Origin of the sequence: Microcystis sp. LE19-84.1B (assembly GCF_027531875.1) — a bacterium.
Classification (GTDB): Bacteria; Cyanobacteriota; Cyanobacteriia; order Cyanobacteriales; family Microcystaceae; genus Microcystis; species Microcystis panniformis.
In genome coordinates this window covers 1-3,872 of sequence record NZ_JAPZSR010000204.1, presented here as the reverse complement: position 1 = coordinate 3,872, position 3,872 = coordinate 1, and the positions used below count along the sequence as shown (strand labels likewise).

Below are 3,872 nucleotides of genomic sequence, written 5' to 3'. Positions count from 1 at the left end.
TGTTCGGGTGTGGGGTAAAATCGAAACGAATAGGCTTTTTCCATACCTCACATTTTAGCATATATTTCGTAAACGATGCTCATATTTAACAGTAAAGCCGTCGTAGAACGACGGGGTTTCAGACCCAAATTTTCGATGATTAAAGCTATTTCCGACCTACAGGGATTCCGCGGTCTAATTTTGCCGATCATCGTCGGTGCGCTCAGTGCTACTATTGGTGCGGTGATTACCGTAGCAGCAAAAATGTTATTGATCGGCAATAGTCCCTGATCGAGATAAGATTAATTCTCGTGGTCAAGATGGAAGGCATTTGTGAATAAACTAAGCATTCTGGTTCTGCACGGGCCGAATTTAAACCTATTGGGAAAAAGAGAGCCGAATCTCTACGGTAACGTCAATTTAGAGACAATTAACCAGTTTTTAAGCGAAGAAGCTACCCGTTTAGGGGTGAATTTAACCGCACACCAGTCCAATCAGGAAGGGCAATTAGTGGACTGGATTCAGCAAGCATGGGGTCAGCAGCACGGTATTTTGATTAATGCGGGAGCTTATACTCATACCAGTATCGCCATCCGTGACGCACTCTTAGGCACAAAAATGGCCTGTGTGGAAGTACACTTAAGCAATATTTACAAACGCGAGTCTTTTCGTCATCATTCCTACATTGCCGATATAGCCATCGGACAGATTAGCGGTTTTGGGGCCGAAAGTTATCGCCTAGGATTATGGGCATTAGTCGATTATTTGCAAAAGAATAAAGAATAATGATTAGGCAAGGGATTCTCCCACTTCTAAGAGGGGACAAAAGGGAAAATAGGGGGAAACCGTCCAACGATAGAATTTTTTGCTGCTGGTGGACTGAAGATTAAAACGCAGGGAAACAAAGGGGAAAAAGGGAGATACGGAACAATTCCAACTGAAAGCCGGCTTAGAAGTGCTATGATCGCCCTGCAAAGACCAAGCCGGGTATTGAAAAACCTCCCGGACGAGGGATTTTCCTTCATCGCTAACTTGGGCGCAGCTGCGACTAATGCCCGAAACCAAACAGAGACTATTACCGACACAATTATCATTAGAAGCCACGATCAGGATCTCTTCCCCGGTGGTGGTTAGTTCAAAAGCGATAAAGTCTCCAGCTTGCCAACGATTAAGGACTTGTCCCTGGGCATTCTGGTAGATAGCGCTGCAGTTTTCGGGATCGAGAAGACGATTACTATCGGGATCTAAGTAACCGCAAACCTTTCCCATCAGACGAGTTCCATCCTGAAACCCATAGACCCAATCAAAGGTATCGATGTTAGCAGCCCCTTGATTGCTTTTGTTGACCAATAGTAATCGATCGCTGACCACGGTTAAATTCTCAATAAAACTAAGCTCCTTTTAATAACAAAGGTATCACTAAATACAAATTCCCCAAGGAAAAGATTTATTAATCTTAACTTGTCGGCCCCAGGGGAGAGTGAACTGGTCAACTTAAATCAAGGCCAAAACCTGCTATCTTATGGGGAGACAAAAATTATCTAGATCTTGTTTTAGCGAGTGGTAGTAAGGGCATGGCGTACAAGCGGGTATTATTAAAACTGAGTGGGGAGGCCCTGATGGGCAATCTCGGCTATGGGATCGACCCGATGGTGGTTTCCGCTATCGCTCAGGAAATCTCCGAAGTGGTTGACCAAGGCATCCAATTGGCGATCGTGGTCGGTGGGGGCAATATTTTTCGGGGGGTGAAAGCCGCCTCGGCCGGCATGGATCGGGCCACGGCCGATTATATTGGTATGATAGCAACAGTCATGAACGCTATGACCTTGCAGGATGCCCTAGAACGAGCGCAAGTACCGACTAGGGTATTAACAGCGATTGCGATGCAGGAATTAGCCGAACCCTACATCCGCCGGCGGGCAATCCGTCATCTGGAAAAAGGTCGGGTAGTGGTTTTTGGTGCGGGATCGGGTAATCCTTTCTTTACCACCGATACCACGGCGGCCCTGCGCGCTGCCGAAATTGATGCGGAAGTGGTGTTTAAAGCGACGAAAGTGGATGGAGTTTATGATTCCGATCCCTCTCACAATCCTAACGCGCGACGCTTTCAAAGTCTCACCTACGGTCATGTGCTGACCCATGATCTGCGGGTGATGGACGGAACGGCGATCGCTCTGTGCAAGGAAAATAATATCCCGATAGTCGTTTTCGATCTGTCGGTGACAGGTAATATTGTTCGCGCTGTCAAAGGTGAACCCGTTGGAACATTGGTAGGAGGATTCTGTGAAGTTAGCTGAAGTTCAAGACCATATGCAGAAAACCGTCGAATCAACCCAGAGAGGTTTTAATACGATTCGTACTGGCCGGGCAAATGCTTCTCTTTTAGATCGGATCGTGGTGGAGTATTATGGCATGGAAACTCCCCTCAAGTCCCTAGCGACCATTAGCACTCCCGACGCAACCACGATCGCCATTCAACCCTTCGATCGTACCAGTATGGGGGCGATCGAAAAGGCGATTTCTCTCTCGGACGTGGGTTTAACTCCCAGTAATGACGGTCAGACCATTCGTTTAAATATCCCTCCCCTCACCAGCGATCGCCGCAAGGAATTGGTCAAATTAGCGGCGAAATTGTCTGAAGAAGGAAAGGTGGCGATCCGCAATATTCGCCGGGATGCGATCGATGCTATCCGTAAACAGGAGAAAAGTCACGAAATTTCTGAGGATGAATCTAGGGATTTACAGGATCAAGTGCAGAAATCCACCGATAAATTTATCGCCAAAATCGAGGATTTGTTAACGACAAAAGAAAAAGATATCATGACCGTTTAAGTTTTTTTCTCCTAAGGGATAGAACAGGCTTTTTGTCTGTTCTATTTAGCGGTTGCTGAATAAATCTAAAAACCTTGTTGGATAATATTTTTAGGCTTTTTTGAAATCAAAAACTGCCAGCCCTTGCAGTGATCGGGGGGGAAATTTAGGGACTTTTTCGGCTCTTCGTTACTCTTTATGCTAAATCAACAGACAAGATGCCAAGATAACATACTTCTAACCCAAAAATTCCGAAAGTTTCTCAAGCCATAGCCTCTCCGTTTTATTAGTTTCAGTTTATTATTGATTCCCTCGACCAGCCCATTCGTTGTCCTTCGCTCGAAATAAGTAGGGAGGCACAATTATTTGTAGGATGGGTTAGCGGTAGCGTAAACTATGCGGTCGTTGGGTTTCATGCTTCAACCCAACCTACGTTCATCTTATATTTAATTCCACCCACCCACTTAACTAATAATTTCTCCAAACCAGTTTCGGATTGTTTGACAACTCTTGGTAAAAACACTGGAGGATTTTGCCAACCATTCCGAGATGGATAGCAGTCCCTCTGTCGGATTCTTTGAGGTTTCATAAATCTTTCTAAATTCTTCCTTTAATTCCTGCATCTTTTTCAAATTTGGCAAATTTTCTTTGATAGCTTCTAGTTTGATTTTTTGAGTTTTCGTTAAATCTTCTTCATTTTTTAACAAGCTATATTTACTTCGCTTTAAAACTTCTAGCTTCGCTTCTTTTTCCGCTTTCTGTTTTTTATTTTTCTGCGCTTCTACGGCTCTTTTTTCTGCTCTTCTCTGTTCGTCTAACTCTTGATTAATTTGTTTCATTACATGGAATCTATCGGCGACTACCTCGGCCGATGGCATCAATTCTTTCACTAAATTTTTATAGGGCAACCAAAGGTCTATGCTGACTTCTTCGATTTGCTCTAACACCTCTTTTCCCCACCCTGTAAGCGTTTCCCTCAATTCTTCTTGTGTTCGCTTCTCTAGAATAGCTATTAGTTTTCCCGTATCTAAATTTACTAAAACTGCACAGTAATTTTTTTGTCCTTTGACTAGAGCGATTTC

The 3,872-nt window shown here is 44.2% G+C and carries 6 protein-coding genes and 1 pseudogene; 4 read left to right on the top strand and 3 right to left on the bottom strand.

Features of this window, described 5'->3' with window-relative positions; translation table 11 throughout:
• Window positions 1-44 (bottom strand): helix-turn-helix domain-containing protein (locus O9324_RS27205; RefSeq protein ID WP_353737494.1); only part of this gene is annotated, 44 nt, incomplete at its 3' end.
• Window positions 45-135: 91 nt separating this feature from the next.
• Between O9324_RS27205 and O9324_RS11820 the strand changes: the two genes are divergently transcribed.
• Window positions 136-270, top strand: a complete 135-nt coding sequence (locus tag O9324_RS11820) for a hypothetical protein (RefSeq protein WP_002762237.1) — start codon at window positions 136-138, stop codon at window positions 268-270.
• A gap of 42 nt (window positions 271-312) precedes the next feature.
• Window positions 313-765: a type II 3-dehydroquinate dehydratase gene (aroQ, locus tag O9324_RS11815; protein ID WP_002766172.1), complete on the top strand. Its 453-nt coding sequence runs from the start codon at window positions 313-315 to the stop codon at window positions 763-765.
• Between the two features lie 3 nt (window positions 766-768).
• Here the strand turns inward: aroQ and O9324_RS11810 are convergent, their stop codons facing one another.
• Window positions 769-1,350, bottom strand: coding sequence for a hypothetical protein (locus O9324_RS11810; protein WP_288140283.1), 582 nt, complete (start codon window positions 1,348-1,350; stop codon window positions 769-771).
• A 203-nt stretch (window positions 1,351-1,553) separates the two neighbouring features.
• On the opposite strand from O9324_RS11810, the gene pyrH reads away from it, so the two are divergent.
• Together pyrH and frr are read left to right on the top strand one after the other, a co-directional pair.
• Entirely contained in the window at window positions 1,554-2,276 is a 723-nt protein-coding gene (pyrH, locus tag O9324_RS11805) for a UMP kinase (protein ID WP_002762234.1), read from the top strand.
• Window positions 2,277-2,289: 13 nt separating this feature from the next.
• Window positions 2,290-2,811: a ribosome recycling factor gene (frr, locus tag O9324_RS11800; protein ID WP_373276082.1), complete on the top strand. Its 522-nt coding sequence runs from the start codon at window positions 2,290-2,292 to the stop codon at window positions 2,809-2,811.
• A 185-nt stretch (window positions 2,812-2,996) separates the two neighbouring features.
• Here frr and O9324_RS11795 read toward each other — a convergent pair.
• Window positions 2,997-3,872: pseudogene (locus O9324_RS11795) on the bottom strand (ISL3 family transposase); the annotation flags it as partial.

Coding starts and splice junctions, on each gene's coding strand:
- frr (WP_373276082.1), top strand. CDS start 2,290: ATGCAGAAAACCGTCGAATCAACCCAGAGAGGTTTTAATACGATTCGT.
- O9324_RS11820 (WP_002762237.1), top strand. CDS start 136: ATGATTAAAGCTATTTCCGACCTACAGGGATTCCGCGGTCTAATTTTG.
- pyrH (WP_002762234.1), top strand. CDS start 1,554: ATGGCGTACAAGCGGGTATTATTAAAACTGAGTGGGGAGGCCCTGATG.